This is a genomic window from Rudanella lutea DSM 19387 (genome assembly GCF_000383955.1).
GTDB lineage: Bacteria > Bacteroidota > Bacteroidia > Cytophagales > Spirosomataceae > Rudanella > Rudanella lutea.
Window position 1 is genome coordinate 3215704 of the sequence record NZ_KB913013.1, and the last position, 22990, is coordinate 3238693.

Consider the following 22990-nt stretch of genomic DNA (forward strand, 5'->3'; position numbering starts at 1 on the left):
TATGTTTTAATCCGTGAAAATCAGTTTTATCCGTTCAATCCGTGTACCTATTAAAAAAATTTTGTAATTTTGCGCTCCTATTTTTGAGGGGTTTGATAACGTGAACGAGCTAAGGCAATACGAGATTCCGGTCTTCGGATTGGAAAACAAGCGCTACGAATACGACTTTGAGTCGGGCGACGCGTTTTTTGCTGCGCTCGAGCAGGACTTGATCGAGAAAGGCAATATCCAGACCCATTTGGTTCTGGACAAGTCTGAAACCATGATCCGGCTCGATTTTCAAATCAGTGGCACCGTTGAGCAAACTTGCGACCGGAGCCTCGATTTGTACGACGAGCCCATTCAGATCGAACGGCTTATGTTGCTGAAGTTCTCCGATCATAATGAAGAACTGACCGACGAAATCGAACTGATCGAGCGCAACACACACAGCGTTAACGTAGCACGGTACATTTTTGAGTTCCTTGCTACCTCGCTGCCCATGAAGAAACTGCACCCGCGCTTCCGGGAGGAAGACGAGCAGGACGAGGATACTGAGTCGGAGGGGAAACTGATTTACCGCTCAGATCCAGACGAAGAACCAACGGACGAGCCACCTGTAGACCCAAGATGGGCGGCTCTTCGAAAATTGAATGACAATTGATTTAAATGTTTTCAGCTTGCGGTTTCCCGATTGCAGTTTTTGTGAGTAGGGCCGTATCAACCAACTGAGAACTAAACACTATAAACTGTAAACTGAAACCATGGCACACCCCAAACGACGCCACTCTTCTACCCGTCGCGATAAGCGCCGGACGCATTACAAGGCCACTGCCGTAACGCTCTCAACCGACGCAACTACGGGCGAAGTACATGAGCGCCACCATGCTCACGTGTACGAGGGCAACTTGTACTACAAAGGCAAAATGATTGTTGAAGGCTACGCTTCAGCGGCTTAATATCAGCCATTTACGTGTGCCTGTACATAAAGTATTTCGCAGCAGTCTTCCGGGAAGATGAACGCGAAATACTTTTTTATTGTCTGGTACCTGCTATTTTTACGCGATTATTCCCTTTACATCACGAGCCGCGTCGGCTCCGACGCCTTAACTGAGTCAATGAAAATTGCAGTGGACATAATGGGTGGTGATTTTGCTCCGGAGGCTATCGTCGAAGGAGTCGCAATGGCCGCTACCAGTTTACCCAAAGACGTACAGCTTGTTTTGATTGGGCAGCAACGGGTTATTGAAACCTTATTGCCCAAGTACGCAACCGAGCCCCTTTCGAACATCGAGATTGTCCACGCCGAGGATGTTATCGAAATGGGTGAGCACCCAACAAAGGCCCTTTCTCAGAAGCCCAATTCCAGCATTGGAGTTGGGTTTAAGCTTTTGAAAGAAAAACAAGTCGACGCTTTTTGCAGTGCAGGCAACACAGGGGCGATGCACGTAGGCGCTCTGTTCAGCATCAAAGCCATCGAAGGGGTCATGCGCCCCTGCATCGCGGGTTTTGTCCCCCAGTTAAGTGGTGGACACGCCGTTATGCTCGACATTGGTGCCAATGCCGACTGTAAACCCGAGATGCTCGCTCAGTTTGGCGAAATCGGGTCGGTATATGCTCAGGCGACGTTTGGTATCGAAAACCCACGGGTCGCCCTGATGAATATTGGTTCAGAAGAACAGAAGGGGTCGTTGGTTGCGCAGGCAGCCTATCAGTTGCTGAAAGAAAGCCGTCGGATCAACTTCGTTGGTAACATAGAAGGCAACGACATGTTTTTCGACAAGGCGGATGTGATTGTCACCGACGGTTTTACCGGAAATGCCCTGTTCAAACTGGGTGAGTCGATTTACGCTCTGACGAAGAAGCGGGGGATCAGCGACGAATTTCTTGACAAGACAAACTACGAGTCGGTAGGCGGAAGCCCCATTGTAGGCGTCAACGGCAACGTCATTATCGCCCACGGAATTTCATCAGCTTTAGCTATCAAAAATATGATCGGGCTTGCTATACGGCAGGTTCAATCAGACGCATATAATAAAATTGCGCAAATGCTCAGTTGACAGTTATCAATGAACAGTTAACAACGAACAGTGTGCACTCTTACCAGCCCTTGTTCGTTGTTAACTGTTCATTGATAACTGCACACTGTTCGTTGTTAACTGCTCACTGTAATGATGAAAGCGGCAATTACGGGCGTTCACGGTTATGTTCCTGAGTACGTGCTTACCAACGCGGAACTGGAGAAAATGGTGGACACCAACGACGAGTGGATCACGAGTCGGACGGGTATCAAAGAACGCCGGATCCTGAAAGGGGAAGGCATGGGTTCGTCGCACATGGGCGCGAAAGCGGTACAGGGCCTACTCGAAAAGACCAATACCAAACCCGAAGAAGTTGATCTTCTCATTTGCGCAACGGTAACACCCGATTATGTGTTTCCGGCAACGGCCAACCTGATTTGTGATATGGTTGGTATTCGGAATGTGGGAAGCTTCGATATTCAGGCGGCCTGCTCGGGCTTTTTGTACGCACTCACCACCGGTACCCAGTTTATCGAATCGGGTAAATACAAGAAGGTAATCGTAGTAGGTGCCGATAAAATGTCGGCTATCGTTGATTACACCGACCGTACCACCTGTGTTCTTTTTGGCGATGGGGCCGGAGCTGTATTGCTCGAGCCTGCAGAAGAAGGGTTCGGCGTTTTGGACTCCATTCTACGGTCCGACGGGAGCGGTCAGATTCACCTCTTCCAGAAAGCTGGGGGAAGCCGTTACCCACCCACGCACGAAACCGTTGAAAAACGGTGGCACTACGCGTATCAGGACGGCCCCTCGGTGTTCAAGTTTGCAGTCAAGAATATGGCCGACGTATCGGCCGAAATCATGGAGCGTAATCAGCTGAAGGGCGAAGAGGTAGCCTGGCTGGTGCCGCATCAGGCCAACAAGCGAATCATTGACGCTACGGCTAACCGCATGGGTGTTGGACCTGAGCGGGTCATGATGAATATTCACAAGTACGGTAACACAACCGCAGCTACTATTCCACTCTGCCTGTTCGATTACGAGTCGCAGCTAAAAAAAGGAGATAACCTGATTCTGGCCGCCTTCGGAGGAGGATTCACCTGGGGCTCGGTTTACGTGAAGTGGGCATATTAAACGGGTTTTCAGTTTATGGTTATCAGTTTTCAGTTGTTTACATGGAAAGCTGTGAACCAAAACTGAAAACGTTAAACTGAAAACTGAAAACTTATCAAAATGGCAACAACCGCAGACATACGCAACGGTTTAGTCTTAAACTTCAACAACGACTTATTCCAGATTACGGAATTTCAGCATGTTAAGCCGGGCAAAGGAGCCGCTTTTGTACGCACCAAGCTCAAAAGCCTGACAACTGGTCGGGTAATTGATAACACCTTCAACTCAGGCGTTACTATCTATCCTGTTCGGGTAGAGCGTCGGAAGTTCCAGTTCCTCTACAAAGACGAATCTGGGTACAACTTCATGGATCAGGAATCGTTTGACCAGATTAACCTCGACGAGAAGCTGGTTGATGGTGCCGATCTGATGAAAGAAGGTCAGGAGGTTGAAATTCTGATTAATGCCGAAAACGAAACGCCCCTGACCTGCGAACTTCCACCGTTTGTAGAACTCGAAGTCACTTACGCCGAGCCGGGTATTCGGGGTGATACGGCCAACAGCCCTAAGAAGCGGGTTGAAGTGGAATCGGGCGCCAAAATCATGGTTCCCCTTTTCATTGAGCAGGGCCAGAAGATTCGGGTTGATACCCGTACGTACGATTATGTTGAGCGCGTGAAATAAAACAGGAAGCCTGTACTGATGAGCAGTCGCCAGAGTCACAGCACTTTCGGCCTAACCACTCTTCAGCCCAGACTCCTCTCTCCTACTTTATGGATACCAGAGACATTCAAAAACTGATCGACTTCATCGCCCAGTCGGGCCTCGACGAAGTCAATGTAGAGACCAACGATCTGAAGATCAGCGTTAAGCGCAATAGCGCCACGCCAGCGGCTCCAGCACCAGCTCCACAAGCTCCAGCGGCACCTGTAGCAGCCCCCGCCCCACAGGCTTCGGCTCCCGCACCCGTTGCGGCAGCACCTGCGCCCAAAGCAGCCGACACATCGAACTACATCACGATTAAGTCGCCCATGATTGGTACGTTCTACCGCTCTTCAAACCCGGAAACCCCGGCATTTGTCGAGATCGGCGATGAAGTGAAGGCAGGTAAAGTGGTGTGTATCATCGAGGCCATGAAGCTCTTCAACGAGATCGAGTCAGAAGTTTCAGGCCGTATCGTGAAGGTACTGGTTGAAAACGCTACGCCCGTCGAGTACGACCAGCCTCTATTCCTTGTAGAACCAAACTAAAGAGTGAGAGAGTGAGAGAGCGAAAGAGTGGATAGGTGCTACAGCATCATTTGCTCATTTCGTATTGTCGCTCTTTCACTCTTTCTCTCTTTCACTCATTATGTTTAAGAAAATCCTGATCGCTAACCGGGGAGAAATCGCGCTGCGTATCATCCGGACTTGCCGCGAAATGGGCATCAAAACGGTGGCTGTTTACTCAACAGCCGATCGTGATAGCCTGCATGTGCGCTTCGCCGACGAGGCTGTGTGTATTGGCCCGCCGGTGAGTAAGCAGTCGTACCTGAATATTCCAAACATTATCTCGGCGGCTGAAATTACCAACGCCGACGCCATTCACCCTGGCTACGGTTTCTTATCTGAAAACGCGGAGTTCTCACAAATTTGCGCCGACTACGGCATCAAGTTTATCGGTGCTACAGCCGAACAGATCAACGGAATGGGCGACAAGGCTACGGCCAAGGCGACCATGAAAGCGGCCGGTGTACCGGTTATTCCTGGCTCAGAAGGTCTGCTCGAATCCATTGAAGAAGGCAAGAAACTGGCTGAAGAAATTGGCTACCCCGTCATCATCAAAGCAACGGCCGGGGGTGGCGGTCGGGGTATGCGGATTATCAAGACCGAGGCCGATTTCGAAAAAGCCTGGAACGACGCCCGTACCGAAGCCGGTGCCGCTTTTGGCAATGACGGTCTTTACCTAGAGAAGTTCGTAGAAGAACCCCGCCACATCGAAATTCAGATTGTGGGCGATCAGTACGGGAAAGTGTGTCACCTGTCGGAGCGAGATTGCTCTATTCAGCGTCGTCACCAGAAACTGGTTGAGGAAACCCCTTCTCCTATTGTTTCGGCCGAACTGCGCGAAGAAATGGGTCAGGCGGCTATCAAAGGCGCGCAAGCCATCGGGTACGAAGGTGCTGGTACGGTTGAGTTTCTGGTTGATAAATACGGCAAGTTCTATTTCATGGAAATGAACACCCGTATTCAGGTGGAACACCCCATTACGGAGGAAGTTACCGATTTTGACCTCATCAAGGAACAGATCAAGGTAGCGGCCGGCACCGAGATTTCAGGACGTAATTACACGCCGAAACTGTACTCAATGGAGTGCCGGATCAACGCCGAAGATCCCGCCAACGGATTCCGTCCGTCGCCCGGTAAGATTACCAACCTTCACCTACCGGGTGGTCACGGTGTTCGGATCGATAGCCACGTGTACGCAGGCTATACCATTCCGCCAAATTATGATTCCATGATTGCCAAGTTGATTGTAACGGGGCAATCGCGCGAGGAAGTCATTACGCGTATGAAGCGGGCTTTGCAGGAGTTTGTGATCGAAGGGATCAAAACGACCATTCCGTTCCATATCAAGCTGATGGACGACCCGAAGTTCAAGTCGGGTCAGTTTACAACGGCGTTCCTTGAAGGGTTCGATTTCTCGAACCTCTAAGGATTTCTTCCGATATAAAACCGGCCTCCGGTTGCTGAGTTGTCGTTTGACGGCTCAGCAACCGGAGGCCGGTTCTTTTTTGGGCCTGGCCGTGATTAATATGCGCCCTTGTTGCGGTGATCGAAGCGTTTTTGCTGAACCGGGTTGAGCGGAATATTCATCCCGTTGGTACTCCGAAGCCAGGTGAACACCTCGCCCCGGAGTTGTTTGGCGATTTCCTGATGGGCTGGACTTTTGATGAGGTTATTCACCTCGCCGGGGTCATTCTGTAAGTCATACAGCTCATTGGTGTCCCATACGCCGTAATTGAAAATGTACTTGTACCGGTCGGTACGCACCGCGTACATGGTCGGCGTTTGTGGAAAATCGATTTCCCAGTAATACTCGTAAAACGCCCGATCGCGCCACGGGCGGCCTGCTCCATCGGTCGATTGGCCCTGTAGAATAGGCAGAAACGAGTTACCCTGCATTTGCGTCGGCTTGGGCAGGCCCGCATAGGCTAAAAACGTAGGGGCAATATCGATGTTCTGAATCACCTGCTTCACTTTGGTTTGAGGCTTCACCAAGTCCGGGCAGCGCACCAGCAGCGGTACCCGCATCGACTCTTCGTAGGCGTGCCGTTTATCAATCAGGCCACGCTCCCCGAAACTAAAACCGTTGTCGCCCATGTACACCAGCATCGTATTCTGGTCGAGGCCATTGTCTTCCAGCCACTTCAGTACCCGTCCCACACTGTCGTCGACCCCAAGTAGGGTTTCGGCGTAGCGACGGTAAAAGTTGTTGAAATCCATCTGACCGTGGTACATGTAATCGACACCATGCCAGCTGCCGCGCTGTTGTTTTACCCAGTTCGGAATACCCGCCAGATTTGCCTTTACAGCGCCCATTTCGGGGCTACGGCCTGCGTTGGCGCCCCCACCCCAAACCTTACTGGTATCGGTTGCTGTCAGGTACATGGTTTCGGGATAGTTGATCGGCATTTTGGCATAGGTGTCACGGTGCCGCCTGGCCGGTTCAAACATGGCATGTACCGCTTTGTGCGACAGGTAGAGGCAAAACGGCTTCGTCTTGTCCAGCGTATTCATCCACTTAATGGCATAATCCGTCAGCAGATCAGTTGTGTTGCTGCTATCGGTATAAGCCACCTGCTTACCGTTGATGTTGAAGCGAGGGTTATAGTAATCGCCCTGCCCTTTAAAACTCAGCCAATAATCGAAACCCGGCTGGGGCGCATCGTCGGTATTACCCATGTGCCACTTACCCAGAAACGCCGTTTTATAACCCGCTTTCTGCAAATACTGCGGAAAAAACTTCAGGTCGGAAGGCATGGGCGCAAAGTTGTCGATCACCCGGTGGGTATGCGCGTACTGCCCGCTGAGGATACTGGCCCGGCTGGGCGAGCACAGAGCCGTCGATACAAACGCATTTTGTACGTGTGCGCCCTCATACGCCAATCGGTCAAGGTTGGGCGTCTTCAGGCCGGCTACCTTTCCCGTAAAACCCATAAAGTCGTACCGGTGGTCGTCGGCCAGAATGAAAATTATGTTCTTGGGCTTACTGGGCGGAGTGAGTGATGATCGGAAGGCCGGCAAACCCAATATGAGCGCCAACATGGCTCCAATCGACAGCAGAGGTAGTTTCATAACACAAGACAGTTTTATCGTCTGTACAAGGCTAAAAAAGGCATTACATACCGGTCTGAATACAAAAACGCCCGGCCGATTAGCTCAGCCGGGCGTTTTCATGAAAATTATAACCTCTGCTCACTCTCCTTTTACAGAGTCCACAAATGCTTTGATCTGCGACTGATCAGTACCTTTTTCCTGCAAAAGCCGGATAAACGCGCTACCGATAATAGCCCCGTTGGCATATTGGCTGGCCATCCGAAACGTCTCGTTGTCTTTGATACCGAAACCAATCAGGCGCGGATTCTTTAAGTTCATTGCATTGATGCGGTCGAAGTAAGCGAGCATTTCATCACTCACTCCACTCACCGACCCCGTAATACTTGCCGACGAAACCATGTAGATGAATCCGGCCGACTGCTCATCAATCAGCCGAATACGCTCGGCTGATGTTTGGGGCGTAATCAGAAAAATGTTCAGAATGCCGTATTGCCGAAAAATAGGCGCGTACTCATCCAGGTAAAGATCGAGCGGCAAATCCGGTAAAATCACCCCGTCGACACCCACTGCCTGACATTGCCGGCAAAACTCTTCTACACCAAATTGCAGCACAGGGTTGATGTAGCCCATCAGCAAAATAGGAACCGAGACGCGACTCCGGCAATCGGCGAGTTGCTCAAACAAAAGCCGCAGGGTCATGCCGTTGTTCAGGGCCTGTAGGTTGCTTTGCTGAATGGTTTCGCCATCAGCCACCGGGTCAGAATAGGGCATACCAATTTCAACCAGATCGGCACCGGCCTGCTCAAGTCCTTCGAGCACGGTTAGGGTATCATTCAGGTTCGGAAAGCCGGCCGTGAAATAGACATTCAATAAACCCTCATTTTTACGGTCGAAAAGTGCCGTGATACGATTTAGGGTCGGTAGTGCCGAATCGGCTTGTGTAGCTACTGCTTGCGCTTCCAAAAGAATAGTCGTCGAGGAGGTTTACAAATACTTGGCGTAGGTCGCTAAATCTTTATCGCCCCGACCCGATAGGCAGACCACAACCACATCGCTCGTCTGGAGGCCCATCTTTGGCAAAGCAGCCAGGGCGTGTGCTGTTTCGATAGCCGGAATGATCCCTTCGAGCTTACTGAGCTGAAAACCGGCGGCAATGGCTTCGTCGTCGGTAATAGCGTAAAAATCACCCCGACCAGAATCGAACAGATGCGCGTGTAGCGGCCCAATACCCGGATAGTCGAGGCCAGCCGAGATCGAATAAGGCTCTGTTACCTGCCCGTCTTCGGTTTGCATCAGAATGGTGCGGCTGCCGTGCAGAACGCCCGGCTTACCAAGCGCCGTTGTGGCGGCCGAGTGCCCCGATGATACGCCCATACCCGCAGCTTCGGCGGCAACCAGCCGTACCGTTGGTTCGTGCAGGTAGTGAAAGAAAGCACCTGCTGCGTTGCTGCCTCCACCCACACAAGCCACTACGTAATTGGGATTCTCACGACCTGTTTTTTCCAGAAGCTGACTCCGGGTCTCTTCTGAAATGACCGACTGAAACCGGGCCACCATATCCGGGTACGGGTGTGGCCCCACTACTGAACCGATGATGTAATGCGTATCAACCGGATTATTGATCCAGTGCCGCATGGCCTCGTTGGTAGCGTCTTTGAGCGTCTGACTACCGCTTGTAGCCGGTACCACGGTAGCGCCCAGCATCCGCATCCGATCAACGTTGGGTTTCTGACGCTCCATATCGATAGAGCCCATGTACACCACACACTCAAGGCCCATAAGCGCACAAACTGTAGCCGTTGCCACGCCGTGCTGACCCGCACCCGTTTCGGCCACAATCCGTTTTTTGTTCAGCCGCTTGGCGACCAGAATCTGCCCGATGGTGTTGTTTACTTTATGGGCTCCCGTATGGCACAGGTCTTCACGCTTGAGATAAACTGTGGCGCCAACTTCGTTCGATAAGCGCTCGGCCAGAAACAAAGGGGTTGGTCGGCCCACATAGTCGGCCAGCAGTGCCCGAAATTCAAGTTGGAATGTAGGGTCTTCCATGATAGCGCGGTAATTGCGCCGGAGCTCCTCTACATTAGGATAAAGCATCTCGGGAATAAAAGCCCCCCCAAAACGCCCGTAAAAACCTTTATCTGAGACCTCAAATGAGGCTTGTGGTTCTAAAACAGTCATAACGAGAAAAATTAAACTTCTTCCTCTTCTTCAACCGGGCGTACCCGGCTGATCAGTTCTTTCAATTTTTCAATGTCCTTTACGCCCGGCGAAACCTCAACCTGACTATTTACATCAACCCCGTAAAGCTTGAGGTGCCGAATCTGTTCTAACTGGGCCAGGTTATTCAGCCCAATACCGCCACTGATGAAAAACGGTTTTTCATTATCATAGCGACTCAGTAGCGACCAATCGAACGCAAATCCGTTGCCACCCGGCTGATCTCCTTTGGCATCAAACAGAAAGAAATCGCACTGCAACTTGTAGTTGTTGAGCATACTAAAGTTGAATGTTTCGTCGACCCGGAATGCCTTGATGATATTGATGCCCCTCATGCGGAGACTCTTGCAGAAATCAGGGGTCTCGGTACCGTGCAGCTGCACATACTGCAAGTCGTACTTTTTTACATTCCGAATAATCGACTCTGGACTGGCATTCACAAAAACCCCCACTTTCCGAATACTCCGCGGTAAGGACCGTACAACCTCTACATCTAACTCTTCACCCACAAAGCGCGGGCTCTTGTCGTAAAAAATGAACCCAACAAAATCAGGGTTCAGTGCCGCTACCTCCTTTAGGTTATCGACATCGCGCAAACCACACACTTTGACATTCATAGGTGTATCAGTTAGTAATGGTAGAATTTTGCTTATTCAGTTGGTCGACCAGCGTAGCCAGGGCTACCTCTGGAGCGGTAGTTTTCATAAATGCTTCTCCGATCAGAAAAGCCTCATAACCGGCCATACGTAACCGGTGGATCGTTTGGGCATCGTGAAGGCCGCTCTCGGTAACCCGAACGAACGAATCGGGTATTTGACGAATCAACTCTATCGACGTCTCTACCGACGTCTCAAATGTTTTCAGATTTCGGTTGTTAACACCCACCAGATCAACGGTATCGCAGAGCGTTCGGTCGAGCTCTTCAGCATCGTGCACTTCCAGCAAGACTTCCAGCCCAAGCTGATGAGCAAAGTGGCTCAAGTGTCGGACTTCGTCAGACGATAGGCAAGCTGCAATGAGTAACACCAGATCAGCACCCCAGGCCTTAGCCTCGAGCAGCTGGTAGGCATCAATCACAAAGTCTTTGCGTAGAATAGGCGTAAGCGGATTGGCGGTCCGGGCGGCTTGTAAGTCCGCTGGTGTACCACCAAAAAACGGCTCATCTGTCAGTACCGACAAACAAGCCGCTCCGGCCCGAACGTATCCACTCGTAGTTGCAGCTACGTCGGCAGTTCCGTTGATAAGGCCCTTAGAGGGTGATTTTCGTTTGAATTCAGCAATGACTCCGGTGGAATCGGTAGCGCGGATGGCAGCTACGGCCGAATTGACGGCCCGGTTAAAAAGCGGAGAAGTCGCTAATGCCTGTTCCGAAACCTGCATCCGACGCTGCGCCACTTCAACTCGTTTTTCGGTAATAATTCGATCTAAAATCGTCATTCGCTCGGGCAACTCACGCAACCAATTTAGTAAAACACTCTAACGCACGACCGCTCTCAATAGATTCCTTCGCAAGAGCAACTGCCTCCTCCCGCGTGGCCGCCCGATCGCTCACCAGCAAAGCCATGGCTGAGTTGGCCAAAACTGCCTGCTTTTGGGCGGGGGTAGCCTCATCTTTCAGTACACGCATAAAAATCTGTGCTGATTCTTCGACCGTTTCTCCCCCTGACAATGACTCTGCGCTCAGCGTTTCCAGACCCAGGTGTGACGGGCTCAGCATTTCTTCCGTTCGGTTCGAAATCACCTTAAATGGCCCGGTCAATGAGATTTCATCGTAGCCATCTAAAGCGTGAATGACCGAAAAACGCGTGTCTGTTTGCTGATAAAGATACGCATATAATCGGGCTAATTCAAGATTAAATACCCCAACGAGCTGTTTTCGAGGCTTAGTGGGATTGATCATCGGTCCCAGCACATTGAAAAATGTTTTTACGCCCAAATCACGCCGAATCGGGGCCACATTTTTCATGGCTGGGTGAAACAAAGGCGCGTGTAGAAAACAGATACCAGCCGTTTCAATCCGTCGCTCAAGTTCACCAACATCATTGGTAAACTTGTAACCCAGATACTCCATCACCGTCGATGAGCCACACATGGATGACACCCCGTGGTTTCCGTGCTTGGCTACGCATTGGCCGGCTCCAGCTACCACGAACGCCGACAAAGTTGAGATGTTAAACGTGTCTTTACCATCGCCCCCGGTTCCGCACAAGTCCATTGGGTCGTAAGCTGACAGGTCAACGGGTAAACAAAGCTCAAGCATCGCATCCCGAAACCCTTCCATCTCCTCAATGCGAATACTCCGCATCATGTAAACCGTCAGAAAAGACGCTATCTGCGCCGTATTGTACTCCCCCCGGCCAATGCCCAGCAGAACCTGATTGGCCTGCTCTTTGGTGAGCGTTTTGTGCTCAAACAGATGATTTAATATTGCTTTCATTGGTTCACCCAGTTTTCTATCATTTTGACACCACCCACTGTCAGTACCGACTCCGGGTGAAACTGTACCCCCCTGACATCAAACGCACGATGCCGCAACCCCATAATCCGGCCGTTTTCGTCTTCGGCAGTTACCAGCAAATGAGCCGGTACCGATTCCCGAACAACCGACCACGAGTGATAGCGACCCACCGTCAGATCATCCGGTAAACCTTCAAACAGGTACTCACCACGGTCGAGTACGCGGGCCTGATGCGCAACGCCGTGCAGCACATCGCCCAGATTTTCGAGTTGCGCTCCGAATGCTTCACCGATGCCCTGATGCCCCAGACAAACACCCAGAATCGACTTTTGAGCACCGTACTCCTTAATCAGGTCCTGCATGATGCCAGCTTCGGCCGGAATACCCGGCCCCGGCGACAGTAATATTTTGTCGTATTGTCCAACAGCCTCCAACGTAATTTTGTCGTTGCGGATCACGTCAGGCTCATGGCCAAGTTCACGCAGGATGTACACCAGATTATAGGTGAACGAATCGTAGTTATCTAAAACAAGAATTTTCATATACCTTTTGCTTGCTCAATAGCCGACCGTAGGGCCGCCAGTTTGTTATGTACCTCCTGAAGCTCACTTTCAACTGATGACTTAGCCACAATACCTGCCCCTGCCTGATAGTAAAGCGTGTTGTTCTGACTCATAAACGTCCGAATCATGATAGCATGGTTAAACTCACCGTCGAAACCCATGTATCCGATACTACCCGAATAGAAGCCCCGGCTCTGGTTTTCGTACTGATCAATCAGCTTCATAGCCATGTATTTAGGAGCGCCCGATAACGTACCGGCCGGAAACGTCTCTGCCACAATCTGAAGGGGATCCGCTTTGCCGTTTAATTGCCCCACCACCTTTGATACCAAATGAATCACATGCGAGTAGTACTGAATTTCTTTGAAGGTTTCCACCTTTACCACGTCGCAATTCCGGCTGAGGTCGTTACGTGCCAGGTCCACCAACATGACGTGCTCAGCCGATTCCTTCGGATCATCATATAATTTCTGGGCTAGTTCGGCATCCTTAGCATCGTCACCCGTCCGCCTGAACGTACCAGCAATTGGGTAAATCGTAGCTTCGCCGTTCTTGACAACAATCTGCGATTCGGGCGAAGAGCCAAACAGTTTGAAGCTACCATAGTCGAAATAGAATAAGTACGGCGATGGATTTAGCGACCGCAGCGACCGGTACACATTGAATTCATCACCCCGGAATGGCGTCTGAAATCGGCGCGAGAGCACAATCTGAAACACATCACCCCGCTTGCAATGGTCTATACCATGTTGGATAACAGCCCGAAATTCATCATCTGAAAAGTTGGAGCTCTCTTCCCCTTTTGTGTCAAAGGAGTAAAGCGCAAAATTCCGACTGGTAATGATTGATACTACTTCATCGAGCTGACTACTTACAGGCTCTTCGCCTTCCTGCACGTACGAGTGCTCAAAAATGTGGAGCTCGTCTTTGAAATGGTTGATGGCAATGACGTACCGGTACACCTGAAAAATGGCGGCCGGAATATCATTTTCAGGCGGCACTGCCGCAGTCAGACTAATATCTTCAAAACCCTCAACCGCCGGAAATCCGAAATAGCCAAATAAGCCGTTTGTGATAAATGAATGATTACCCGGTTGGGCTTTGAACAAGGCTTTATACTCTTGTAAAGCTGGGATCAACTCCTGGGCTTCAATTTGTTTGGTAACTGCGGTCTGATTTGGTAATTCAATTGTAAGTGCTCCCTTATTGTATTCGAACCGACTCACCGGATCGAATGCTATATACGAAAAGCTGTTGTCGTTGCCGTGATAGTCGGCACTTTCGAGGAGAATACTGTTTGGGTACCGATCCCGAATCTGTAAGTAAATACTGACAGGTGTGATTATGTCAGCCAGCATCCGCCGGTGTTTTGTGGTTACCACATACGTTTCCGTCGATGGCGGTGAAGTTTGAGTCATTAGAATTTCAGTCAAAGAGTTTACAGTGATAAAAAACAAAAGGCCTACCGGGATGACGGTAGGCCTTGGACAGTATCGATCAGACACAAAGAGGCAACCTCATCCCTTTCGAGATAAGTGCCACCACCATGATTGAGTCTGAATAGTCTTCATTATTGTTCTATTGTGTCGGGGTGGCGGGATTCGAACCCACGACCTCTACGTCCCGAACGTAGCGCGCTACCAGGCTGCGCTACACCCCGATTCTGCTGCAAATATAAGAAAAGCTTAAAACGCTTTAAAGCTTCGGTCAATAAAATCAAAGCTAAAGCCAGAATACCCAGAAACGTTTCAGGTACGGTAGGTTGGTAATACTCTTCCTCGTGGCATCAGTCCGGCGACTCGATTAGGCTCTTAATCCGGATAGTGGCTTTATGGCGACGGGGTCCAGGTCGACTACACAACGTAACCAATAAGCGCATTTTATTGGGGAGTTTTCTTAGTTCAAATCATACTGGACCATTCGTCCCAGCCAAGGCGAATCCACGCCGGGCGTTTTACTGATCCGAGCGACCACACTCAGGATACCCGTGGCCCCATCGAAGGCGTAGTTAGGCCGACCGCCGAAGGTAGCCGAGACACAATCATTCGGAATCAATTGATACGATTCCACCACGGGGGTTTTGGCCGAGCGAAACCGGAGCAGTTCGGTGTCGGCTCCCTGCATAACGGCGTAGGCGGCTCCATCGGGGTAGCGAAGCAGTTGCTCCAGGCGAGCGGGCTCGCCTTTTTCCTGCATGGCGACCACCGTCTGTTTCAGCAACTTCATCCGGTCGGCGTTCCGATGGGAGTCGAATTGTTGGACAAACAGATCCCCATATTGGGAGCTAATCGGGTTGTTGTTTGCATCATACTGGGTTCGTACCCGCTGCGCAACCACCCAGGTGGTCTGCTTTTCGTCGGTGAAGGTGGTGAGCACCCGGTTGCCACTCGGGTTGTACCAGCCTGCCGTTTCGCCGTTGTTGACTAAACCGAGTTTGACCGACAGTTCCTGGAGACCTGTTTCAGGAACGGCATCATGGAAGGTGGTTTTGACGGTTTGCCCCTCGCGGACCCAGGTCCAGCTTTCATACAGGGACTTGAGGAGTTTCTGGCCGTTGGCCACCCAAAGCCCGATACGCTCACCCTCGCGCCGGGCTACCATGGGCCGGGCGGCCCGCATGGTACTCCCGTTGACGCTCCAGTCGAACTGGGCCCAGATGTCGCCTTTGGCGTCGGTGACCACCACGGCTACGCGGTTATCGTCGGGGTCCATAAACTCCTTTTTGCCGTCGCCATCGCCAAAGACGTTGACCGTGCCCTCGATTTGGCCCTGCTCATCGAAGAGGGGGCAGCGGAAGACCAGTTGCCGATTGTAGGTAAACTGACCGGGCAGATCGCGGAGCAAGTTCCCGTTCGCATCGTAGCGCAGGAGGTGAAACTGGCGGAAGGAGGAATTCTTATCGCCCTCGATGGTCTGGTTGGTCACCACTTCGATTTGGCCGTTGGCCAGGATGATGGGTGCTTGGGAGCGGGACCAGAAAGGAATGCCGTAGCCGAGGGTCTTTTTCTGGCTCTCGGCCGCCAGGGGACGGTCCGACGCATCGGTGGGCGTTTCAGCGCGGATAATAAGCTTGCCGGTGACGGGGTCGAGCTGGGCAACGCGTTGGGGAAGGGCCAGGTGCACGCTTCCTTTGGGATCGACCTGATAGCTGGACTTGCTGTTGTCGACCGCCTGAGGCTGCATGGACAAGACCGCAGGCAGGCCTACCTTCGGAGAGCGGGAGGTTATTTGACCAAAGTCTCCGCCATAGGGCAGGCGCAGCGGTCCATCGTTCGCATTAGTGCCGAACACGGCCCAGTCATGGCCCGCGCCTGGACTGGGAGCCTGACCGAAGACTTCACCGGGAATTGTGGTGACGGGTTTGGCATCCGGTCCCAGGGTGAGGGTTTGGAGGTAGCTGGCGTTGGATGGGAACATAGCTCCTTTGGGGTTGGGTTTCTCTCCGGTTGGTAACACCCGACCCGCAATGGGCATGAAGGTGGTGAGCGTCACGCCCCCGCCGTGTGCGGGTGCTACGTGCATGACCTCCACCGGGAAGGGCGGCAGCTTGAAGGCGTTGAAGGAAAAGTCATTGGCCTGAACCGGCTTCATGACCTGACCGGTAGCCAGCAAAGGGCTGAGCAGGACGCTTAAGAGAATGGTGGTTTTGTAGTGGTGGTGCATTTGAAATGGGTCAAATCGTAAGAAGCTCATCATAGGTTTCAAGACTCAATGATGTTTCAGTAAATAGGTACTTGAAGCTTATCTATAAATTCCTCAAATGAGTTGGTTAAATGAGTTAGGCAATCATCCTCAGGTTCATCAGGACGGTAAAAGTATACGTGTCCATAATCTTGATCTCTAGTAGATATAACAAACATCCAACCCCCAGGATCGTGAGCGAAAGGAATAAAGTGTTTTGACATAAATTTTTGATGAAACATTGAAGCATAGAATACAATTGATTGATCTGTTACAGAACAAATTCCATAAAATAGCTGTACCCCAAAACTCCAGTCATCCTCTTTCTTAAATTCCGATTCAAGTGGGTAACCACCGTTGCTTAGCAATAAGAAAGCTTTATAATCTTCAGGAAGTATGATTCCCAATGTTGCCTCTGTCTCCAAGATTTCTTTGTTTGTTATGCTGAGGCATGATGACTTTAAAGTAAGTGTCTTCATCTTATTTGTATGTTAGTCCTGTGTAATCGGTGTATTGTGCAGGTGAACCAGTATGTGGAAACGTGCTTCCATGTACATCTTGCTTTACTAATTGCATAGTACACTCCCCTGAAATTGGATCAAAATCATCCATATGATGCCATGTGTAACCATCAGGAGCATATCCAGTTCGTGAATAAGGAATCTTAGCTGCAATGTTTGCCTTGTGGAAGTCAGTTTCTAATCCATCGAGCCGTTTACCTGTTAATTTTATTCTAACAATGTTCTTTTCTTCCCCTGTCACTGGATATAGCCAAGTTTGTGCATTGGGCCCTTTAGCAAAATCTGGTGCAAGTAAATTATCGCTTATTTCAACTCCGAATGAAGATTCTGCAGGGTTATAGCCGTTTTGATAGTACCTGACTTTGTATTCATTTGTGTTGTTTTTAACTATTGAATACACCTTTGAGGTCTTTTCTCCTTTGCAACGTACTGTAAACCGCCCTTGTCCATCGAGTTTCATTTGGATGATTGTTTGACCACTCAACTTATCTTCTAAAGATTTCAATAAGTTGTTTAAATCCGATACGCTAATGCCAGGTGAACTTACTGTTGCTTTGTTGGCTGCTACCCAACTTTCAAGAGTTTGATATCCACTATCCCCTAATTTAGTGAGTAAACCTTCGTTGCGATTGGCTAATGCAATTAATCTTGCACTTGACCTGGTAGGGCTTTTAGCTTCAGTTACTAAATTATCCAGCAGTCTGGACTGGTCTTTCCACTGGCTAATCTTCTCGGTTAATTGAGCTAACTCAGCCTCATTCAATAACTGACTTGCCTTAATTTCTTTGAAAGCCTTTAGTTTATCAACATTCTTCCGTAGGCTTGGTGATTTTTCCAGCAGTTTCCAGATGTCAATTAGGTCGGGGTCTTTGCAAATGCTTTCCAGAAGATTGTCAGTCAGTTTGAGGTCTTCCTGTAAAGCTGCCCTGAGTTCGGCTGTCCAACCCGGTTGGTAAACCTTGTTTTTAACTGTAGTCGCTGTCTGAACGGCATCTACGAACTTGCTGGCGAGGTTATTGAATTTGGTGAGTAAATCAGGGAAGGGAAAAATACCGCTGTAAAGTTTTGCCTGGGCTAATTCAGCAAACGTCTTCGTTAGTTTGTACTGTTGCCGGAAGACATTGTACATCAACTCAATCTTACTGACTTGAGCTGGGTCGCTTAGTTTCGTCAGCAACCTTGCTGTTGCATTCATGAACCCTTCGGCAATGCTTGGCGCAATCGTTACGGCCCCGTGGCTCAACACAATAGCAGTGTACCATTTTACAAACGTTTTACCTTCGTCGGTTGTACTCAGGTTGTCTGCAAAATCAGTTGTCATGGCGGCATCTGCAACGCCTAAAAATATTTCTGTACCCGCCAGAATCCGGGGAGCAAGAGATGTCGCGGCTACCCATTCGGAAATGCCAAGAGAAGTTCCAATGATTGCCGCCGAAAGTTGAAGCTGTTTTACAAATCGCTGTCCGCTGGCCTCCTTTAACAAGTAATAGACATAGATGCTGGGCATAGGCAGTACGCTATGCGCTGGTACGGTCGTCCCATCAATGGTAAAGGCATTGACAAAATAGACATTGATATAATCGCTCGGATTTTTAGAAAATAGCTTTGCTGCCTGATAAACCCCTGTCCGAGCCGTTACCGCCCCACTCGTTGCCTCCTGCTCAATCAAAATCAGTCGGTTACTCGAGTTGCTTGCCGCCTGGCTCCCCAACAAGGACGCGCCCATAAAATTGAATAACTCGATTGTTTGAGGACTTTTAGGGGGTGTCCCCCACATCATGTAAGCTGTGGCCACAGTCGCCAACAATGTTTGGCGGGACAGCAATTTCATTAGCAACTTATTGTTGTTGGCGTTGAGGCAGCTTAGCAAAGCAGGTCCATTCTTTGTGCCCGTATATGCTACGAGGTTATTGAGGTAGGATTCGCTCCCATCCTGATTGAGCAGGTAGATCAGGACTTTACAACGCTCCTCTGCTTCCAGACTACTATATTCAACCGGACTAAACTGGCTTAATGTAGCCCGAACTGTTTCTACTGGTTCAGGCTTGGCAATCTGTGCCATCAACGTTGGTACAAGGACTCTGGCTCGCTCCTGATATGTCTTTAGGGCTTGTTCGAGATCATTTAGCGTCCAATTTGCTGTGCTTTTTCCATACAAATAGTCCGTAAACGTTGCACTCAATGGAGTTGTTAAGGTGGTATAAAGCTCAAAAGATCCACCTTTCATTTCGCCAATAAGGTCTGCAATGACAGTAGCCTTCTGATTGTCAAGATTTGGAATATTCAATGCAACGAGGCTTTGTAGAAAAGCCTTAGCAGCCGTAGCATTAATCCAGTTGGAATACTTGACAGTGGGTAAAATACTGGCTGGATCAATGTCTTTTATGTTAACTCTGTTATTTCCTGATTTAGATTTCAGGGCCTCGTAAGCGGAGACTTTTACAAAATTTACAAGACCATTGGGGGCACAATCGCCCGTTTTTTGGGTGCAACGGCACAGGGCAATGTAGGTAATGCCATCAATGGTTACCTGGGTGTTATTGATCAGGTTGGGCACAGGTGTAATCTTCCACCGTACAGCTTGCTGGCATACATCCATCACCTGAGAGAGGCTGATGGCTCCGGTGTTTATTTGGGCAGCATCTTCGGCTGTACCTGTAGTCAGTGCGAGGGACTCAGTATTGGTTAACCCCTTCTCAAGGTCAGTAGCATCTTCAAACAGATCATCCTGAGTAATCAGACAAGAGGTGACTACCGTAGCAATGCGTGCCCCAGCCGTTGCCGTCGTGTTTGTCGGGACGGTACAGGCCAGGAAAGTTGCTAAATTGGTCTGGAAGGTCTGACAAGCGCCTGTCAACTGTTGAGACTGAACATCGGGTAGCGTGCTTGCTGTAGAGGCCACCCGGTTACAGAGTTGCTCTCCAGCTGCTTGAAGGGCCGTTTTTTGTTCCGACGTTCCGGTGTAGGTGGCAATGAGGTCGCTGACTCTTGATAGGAGTTCACGCGCCTGATCTACTGCCTGATCCACCGAGCGCACTCCTCCCCAAGCCGGGTCATAAGCACTAACCACCGTGCCGCTCACCAACTCGTAGCAGTCGTTGACCACTGCGCTGTTTAGTTCTACGGCAATGCGCCCGTTTTTCAGATACGGAATCTCTGTGTAGCCTTTGCCTGTCCAGCCGGAGGCTCCCCCACCCGTTACTTGGGTCACTACCACGTCAAAATCGCCCGTGCGGATGGTGTCGCCGGGGGCGAGGTTTGTCAGAGGAGGGCTTCCCGGTGTTCCAACAGGCGTAGCAGGGCGGGTGCCGCACTGGTAGGTCTGGTTAACGGTCTGGCACAGCGTCCGGCTCAAGGTCAGGTAGGCCACACAGGTCTTATTGTCAGTGCCGCTCACCGTCACCTTGTACTCCCCAATGGCGGTAGCCGAGAGGGTCGGGCTGCTGCCCTGGGCGGTAGTCGTGGCCCCGGCACTCGTGCTTATTGAGCGCGTCCATTGGTAGGTGTAGCCAGTCAGCGAGGTGCCGTCAAGGCTCTCTACACTCAGCGTTAGGCTTTGGGGGGCGGTGCGGGGCAGTTTAGTGGTTTCTTTGTTCTGCGCGTCTTTGGCTACAATGCGGATGTCGCATTCATTTAGCGTCGTAGCTGCCGGTATACCCACGGTCAAACTACCGGTTCCCGTTGCTGTACAGCCGCCCGGCAGGGTTACCAGCACGGTGTAAGCTCCGGAAAGGGCGGTGGTGCCGGCCGAGAAACTAAGAATTGGGGTTGTTTGCGTTGCGGTAAAGTTGGCCGGGCCGCTCCAGGCATACGAGGCTGATGCGGGCTGCGGGTCTACTTGGGCCGTCAAGCTAAGGGGCGCTCCGTTCACGGCTGCTGTCGGAACCACTACCGTAACAGCCGAGCTACCGCTAACCAGCGTTATACTTGCCGTTGCACTACACGATGTACCCCGCACCGCTGTTACAGAGTAAACCCCCGGGGTTGTGGTTGTAAACGAAGGAAGATAATCACCCATGGGCGTATTCCAACGGTACACAAAACTGGTGGTCAACGAAGGAACAGCCGTTAAGGTTACAGGCAGGCCTCCGGTGCAAATAGCCGTATGGCTGGCGCTTATGCTAACCGATAAGGTGTTGGGCGCAGCCGGAACGACAACCTGAGCCGTCGCTGTGCAGCCAGAAGCATTCGTAACCGTCACAGAGTACGTACCGGCCGTGGTTACCTCAATATCCCGGCGATTGGCAAAATAGCCATTCGAACTCGTCCATTGGTACTGGCTTGCCCCAGTAGGTACGCTCAGATAAACCCGGCCCGAAGTAGAACAGCTAATGAGCGACCCCGACATGCTGATGGTCGCGTCTGGGCTCGCACTGCTACCCGTCAACGACACCTGTGCTGTGGCTACACAGCCATTCGAGGCTGTAACGGATACTATATACGTTCCAGCAGTATTTGTTGTCAAAGACTCACTGATACTTAACAGGCCTGCTTCGCCCTGTCGGCTCCAGGCAATCGCCGATATAGCTCCTCCGGCCATACTGGCCGAAGCCGTCAGGGTCACCAGCGTATTTGTACATGAGAGCGGAACAACCGGCGCAATGGACACAGATGGTAATCCTGCACTGCCAGTTACACTGATGGTGGCCGTAGCTGTACAGCCGCCAGTTCCTTCGCCGGTCACCGTGTACGTTCCGGGGGCATCAATTACCAGAGTTGATCCCGTAGTGCCTGTACTCCAGGTGTACTTGTTTTAATATAAAGATTCCTAGTACTGCCCCTTTGAAAGAATGCAGTGAACGGTGTTTAAATATTAAATCTCAAATGAGTACACTAGCCTTAATAGATTAGCTTGAAGTATTTAGGTAATATAAACGCGAAAAGGGGGTGTCACCTCTTCCGAGATAACACCCCCTTCGCTTCAATAACTAGAGGTGGCAGCTTCCTACTCTCCCGGATTTGACTCCAGTACCATCGGCAGCACGGGGCTTAACGGCTCTGTTCGACATGGGAAAAGGTGTTCACCCGCCATAACACCACCAACCTCCTAGTAACTTCACAGAGTCTTCACACCCACAGAGAAAACAAGTACAATATCCTAACCCTACAACCAACCAACTAACCAATCTGCACACATCAACACACATCAGGCTCATTAGTACGGCTCAGCTCCACGGCTCTCACCGCTGCCACCTGCCGCCTATCAACGTTCTCGTCTCGAACAGCCTTCTTTTGGAACTCTCATCTTCGGGCCAGTTTCGCACTTAGATGCTTTCAGCGCTTATCTTAACCCCACGTAGCTACTCAGCCGTGCCTGCGGCCAAACAACTGATCCACCAGCGGTGAGTCCATCCCGGTCCTCTCGTACTAAGGACAGCCCCCGTCAGAATTCCTGCGCCCACCACAGATAGGGACCGAACTGTCTCACGACGTTCTGAACCCAGCTCGCGTGCCACTTTAATCGGCGAACAGCCGAACCCTTGGAACCTTCTCCAGCCCCAGGATGTGACGAGCCGACATCGAGGTGCCAAACCTCCCCGTCGATGTGAGCTCTTGGGGGAGATCAGCCTGTTATCCCCGGCGTACCTTTTATCCTTTGAGCGATGGCCCACCCATGCAGTACCACCGGATCACTATACCCTGCTTTCGCACCAGATCGGCTTGTGAGCCTCACTGTCAAGCTCGCTTTTGCTATTGCACTCCACAAGTGGTTACCAACCACCCTGAGCGAACCTTGGGAAGCCTCCGTTACCCTTTCGGAGGCGACCACCCCAGTCAAACTACCCACCAAGTACTGTCCCTCTCATGAGGTTAGATCACCAGTCAGCCAAGGGCGGTATTTCAAGGTTGGATCCAGGATGCCTGGCGACACCCCTTCAATTCCTCCCGCCTATCCTACACATGCCTGACCGGCAATCCATACTAAGCTGTAGTAAAGGTGCACGGGGTCTTTCCGTCCCGTGGCGGGTAAGCGGCATCTTCACCGCTACTACAATTTCACCGAGCTCATGGTTGAGACAGTGCCCAGATCGTTACACCATTCGTGCAGGTCGGAACTTACCCGACAAGGAATTTCGCTACCTTAGGACCGTTATAGTTACGGCCGCCGTTTACT

At 50.9% G+C, this 22990-nt stretch carries 20 protein-coding genes, 1 tRNA gene and 2 rRNA genes (1 of these 23 cut by a window edge); 9 read left to right on the forward strand and 14 right to left on the reverse strand.

Translation table 11 applies throughout. The features are described from left to right. Positions 1 to 100 precede the first annotated feature (100 nt). From RUDLU_RS0113245 to accC, 7 genes are all read left to right on the forward strand, one after another. On the forward strand, positions 101 to 643 hold the full coding sequence (locus RUDLU_RS0113245) for a YceD family protein (RefSeq protein WP_027303025.1): 543 nt from the start codon (positions 101 to 103) through the stop codon (positions 641 to 643). 100 nt (positions 644 to 743) lie between these two features. After that, entirely contained in the window at positions 744 to 938 is a 195-nt protein-coding gene (gene rpmF, locus RUDLU_RS0113250) for a 50S ribosomal protein L32 (RefSeq protein ID WP_019988873.1), read from the forward strand. Between the two features lie 159 nt (positions 939 to 1097). Continuing rightward, a complete protein-coding gene (gene plsX / locus RUDLU_RS0113255; protein WP_027303026.1) occupies positions 1098 to 2039 on the forward strand; it encodes a phosphate acyltransferase PlsX in 942 nt (313 codons plus the stop codon). Positions 2040 to 2150: 111 nt separating this feature from the next. Next, positions 2151 to 3134: a beta-ketoacyl-ACP synthase III gene (locus RUDLU_RS0113260; RefSeq protein ID WP_019988875.1), complete on the forward strand. Its 984-nt coding sequence runs from the start codon at positions 2151 to 2153 to the stop codon at positions 3132 to 3134. 99 nt (positions 3135 to 3233) lie between these two features. Next, positions 3234 to 3797 carry an elongation factor P gene (efp, locus tag RUDLU_RS0113265; RefSeq protein WP_019988876.1) on the forward strand — a complete coding sequence of 188 codons (564 nt, stop codon included), beginning with the start codon at positions 3234 to 3236 and terminating at the stop codon, positions 3795 to 3797. 89 nt (positions 3798 to 3886) lie between these two features. Continuing rightward, positions 3887 to 4363: an acetyl-CoA carboxylase biotin carboxyl carrier protein gene (accB, locus tag RUDLU_RS0113270; RefSeq protein WP_019988877.1), complete on the forward strand. Its 477-nt coding sequence runs from the start codon at positions 3887 to 3889 to the stop codon at positions 4361 to 4363. A gap of 100 nt (positions 4364 to 4463) precedes the next feature. Then, positions 4464 to 5807 (forward strand): acetyl-CoA carboxylase biotin carboxylase subunit, encoded by a 1344-nt coding sequence (gene accC, locus RUDLU_RS0113275; RefSeq protein WP_019988878.1) that lies wholly within the window; start codon positions 4464 to 4466, stop codon positions 5805 to 5807. A 95-nt stretch (positions 5808 to 5902) separates the two neighbouring features. Here the strand turns inward: accC and RUDLU_RS0113280 are convergent, their stop codons facing one another. The 12 genes from RUDLU_RS0113280 to RUDLU_RS0113335 all read right to left on the reverse strand — a co-directional run bounded on the left by RUDLU_RS0113280 (position 5903) and on the right by RUDLU_RS0113335 (position 20746). Further along, complete coding sequence (locus RUDLU_RS0113280; protein WP_019988879.1) at positions 5903 to 7450, reverse strand: sulfatase family protein; 1548 nt, start codon at positions 7448 to 7450, stop codon at positions 5903 to 5905. 120 nt (positions 7451 to 7570) lie between these two features. Then, positions 7571 to 8395, reverse strand: a complete 825-nt coding sequence (gene trpA, locus RUDLU_RS0113285) for a tryptophan synthase subunit alpha (RefSeq protein ID WP_019988880.1) — start codon at positions 8393 to 8395, stop codon at positions 7571 to 7573. Between the two features lie 21 nt (positions 8396 to 8416). Beyond that, a complete protein-coding gene (gene trpB / locus RUDLU_RS0113290) occupies positions 8417 to 9613 on the reverse strand; it encodes a tryptophan synthase subunit beta (protein ID WP_019988881.1) in 1197 nt (398 codons plus the stop codon). Between the two features lie 11 nt (positions 9614 to 9624). Beyond that, entirely contained in the window at positions 9625 to 10269 is a 645-nt protein-coding gene (locus tag RUDLU_RS0113295) for a phosphoribosylanthranilate isomerase (RefSeq protein WP_019988882.1), read from the reverse strand. Between the two features lie 7 nt (positions 10270 to 10276). Further along, entirely contained in the window at positions 10277 to 11089 is an 813-nt protein-coding gene (gene trpC / locus RUDLU_RS0113300) for an indole-3-glycerol phosphate synthase TrpC (protein WP_027303027.1), read from the reverse strand. A 13-nt stretch (positions 11090 to 11102) separates the two neighbouring features. Then, the gene (gene trpD / locus RUDLU_RS0113305; protein ID WP_019988884.1) at positions 11103 to 12089 is read right to left on the reverse strand and encodes an anthranilate phosphoribosyltransferase; all 987 of its coding nucleotides are present in this window, start codon (positions 12087 to 12089) and stop codon (positions 11103 to 11105) included. Beyond that, positions 12086 to 12652 carry an anthranilate synthase component II gene (locus RUDLU_RS0113310; RefSeq protein WP_019988885.1) on the reverse strand — a complete coding sequence of 189 codons (567 nt, stop codon included), beginning with the start codon at positions 12650 to 12652 and terminating at the stop codon, positions 12086 to 12088. The genes trpD and RUDLU_RS0113310 overlap by 4 nt, the downstream gene beginning before the upstream one ends. Next, positions 12649 to 14091, reverse strand: a complete 1443-nt coding sequence (locus tag RUDLU_RS0113315; protein ID WP_019988886.1) for an anthranilate synthase component I family protein — start codon at positions 14089 to 14091, stop codon at positions 12649 to 12651. Before RUDLU_RS0113315 ends, RUDLU_RS0113310 begins: the two co-directional genes overlap by 4 nt. Positions 14092 to 14259: 168 nt before the next feature. Continuing rightward, positions 14260 to 14333 (reverse strand) — tRNA-Pro (locus RUDLU_RS0113320). A gap of 236 nt (positions 14334 to 14569) precedes the next feature. Beyond that, the gene (locus RUDLU_RS0113325) at positions 14570 to 16369 is read right to left on the reverse strand and encodes a hypothetical protein (RefSeq protein ID WP_211220208.1); all 1800 of its coding nucleotides are present in this window, start codon (positions 16367 to 16369) and stop codon (positions 14570 to 14572) included. 23 nt (positions 16370 to 16392) lie between these two features. After that, positions 16393 to 16833 carry an SMI1/KNR4 family protein gene (locus RUDLU_RS0113330; RefSeq protein WP_019988888.1) on the reverse strand — a complete coding sequence of 147 codons (441 nt, stop codon included), beginning with the start codon at positions 16831 to 16833 and terminating at the stop codon, positions 16393 to 16395. 1 nt (position 16834) lies between these two features. Beyond that, on the reverse strand, positions 16835 to 20746 hold the full coding sequence (locus tag RUDLU_RS0113335; protein ID WP_169578043.1) for an HNH endonuclease: 3912 nt from the start codon (positions 20744 to 20746) through the stop codon (positions 16835 to 16837). A 145-nt stretch (positions 20747 to 20891) separates the two neighbouring features. On the opposite strand from RUDLU_RS0113335, the gene RUDLU_RS30025 reads away from it, so the two are divergent. Together RUDLU_RS30025 and RUDLU_RS30030 are read left to right on the forward strand one after the other, a co-directional pair. Further along, the gene (locus RUDLU_RS30025; RefSeq protein WP_019988890.1) at positions 20892 to 21038 is read left to right on the forward strand and encodes a hypothetical protein; all 147 of its coding nucleotides are present in this window, start codon (positions 20892 to 20894) and stop codon (positions 21036 to 21038) included. Positions 21039 to 21206: 168 nt separating this feature from the next. After that, positions 21207 to 21632, forward strand: coding sequence for a hypothetical protein (locus RUDLU_RS30030; RefSeq protein WP_019988891.1), 426 nt, complete (start codon positions 21207 to 21209; stop codon positions 21630 to 21632). Positions 21633 to 21807: 175 nt separating this feature from the next. On the opposite strand, the gene rrf is transcribed toward RUDLU_RS30030, so the two are convergent. Continuing rightward, positions 21808 to 21919, reverse strand: a 5S ribosomal RNA gene (rrf, locus tag RUDLU_RS0113350). Between the two features lie 91 nt (positions 21920 to 22010). Further along, a 23S ribosomal RNA gene (locus tag RUDLU_RS0113355) occupies positions 22011 to 22990 on the reverse strand (it continues 1852 nt past the right edge of the window).

Excerpts from the sequence above, each read along its gene's own strand:
- rpmF (WP_019988873.1), top strand. The coding sequence starts at position 744 with ATGGCACACCCCAAACGACGCCACTCTTCTACCCGTCGCGATAAGCGC.
- plsX (WP_027303026.1), top strand. The coding sequence starts at position 1,098 with ATGAAAATTGCAGTGGACATAATGGGTGGTGATTTTGCTCCGGAGGCT.
- RUDLU_RS0113260 (WP_019988875.1), top strand. The coding sequence starts at position 2,151 with ATGATGAAAGCGGCAATTACGGGCGTTCACGGTTATGTTCCTGAGTAC.
- efp (WP_019988876.1), top strand. The coding sequence starts at position 3,234 with ATGGCAACAACCGCAGACATACGCAACGGTTTAGTCTTAAACTTCAAC.
- accB (WP_019988877.1), top strand. The coding sequence starts at position 3,887 with ATGGATACCAGAGACATTCAAAAACTGATCGACTTCATCGCCCAGTCG.
- accC (WP_019988878.1), top strand. The coding sequence starts at position 4,464 with ATGTTTAAGAAAATCCTGATCGCTAACCGGGGAGAAATCGCGCTGCGT.
- RUDLU_RS0113280 (WP_019988879.1), bottom strand. The coding sequence starts at position 7,450 with ATGAAACTACCTCTGCTGTCGATTGGAGCCATGTTGGCGCTCATATTG.
- trpB (WP_019988881.1), bottom strand. The coding sequence starts at position 9,613 with ATGACTGTTTTAGAACCACAAGCCTCATTTGAGGTCTCAGATAAAGGT.
- RUDLU_RS0113295 (WP_019988882.1), bottom strand. The coding sequence starts at position 10,269 with ATGAATGTCAAAGTGTGTGGTTTGCGCGATGTCGATAACCTAAAGGAG.
- trpC (WP_027303027.1), bottom strand. The coding sequence starts at position 11,089 with ATGACGATTTTAGATCGAATTATTACCGAAAAACGAGTTGAAGTGGCG.
- trpD (WP_019988884.1), bottom strand. The coding sequence starts at position 12,089 with ATGAAAGCAATATTAAATCATCTGTTTGAGCACAAAACGCTCACCAAA.
- RUDLU_RS0113310 (WP_019988885.1), bottom strand. The coding sequence starts at position 12,652 with ATGAAAATTCTTGTTTTAGATAACTACGATTCGTTCACCTATAATCTG.
- RUDLU_RS0113315 (WP_019988886.1), bottom strand. The coding sequence starts at position 14,091 with ATGACTCAAACTTCACCGCCATCGACGGAAACGTATGTGGTAACCACA.
- RUDLU_RS0113325 (WP_211220208.1), bottom strand. The coding sequence starts at position 16,369 with ATGATGAGCTTCTTACGATTTGACCCATTTCAAATGCACCACCACTAC.
- RUDLU_RS0113330 (WP_019988888.1), bottom strand. The coding sequence starts at position 16,833 with ATGAAGACACTTACTTTAAAGTCATCATGCCTCAGCATAACAAACAAA.
- RUDLU_RS30025 (WP_019988890.1), top strand. The coding sequence starts at position 20,892 with ATGGGCGTATTCCAACGGTACACAAAACTGGTGGTCAACGAAGGAACA.
- RUDLU_RS30030 (WP_019988891.1), top strand. The coding sequence starts at position 21,207 with ATGAGCGACCCCGACATGCTGATGGTCGCGTCTGGGCTCGCACTGCTA.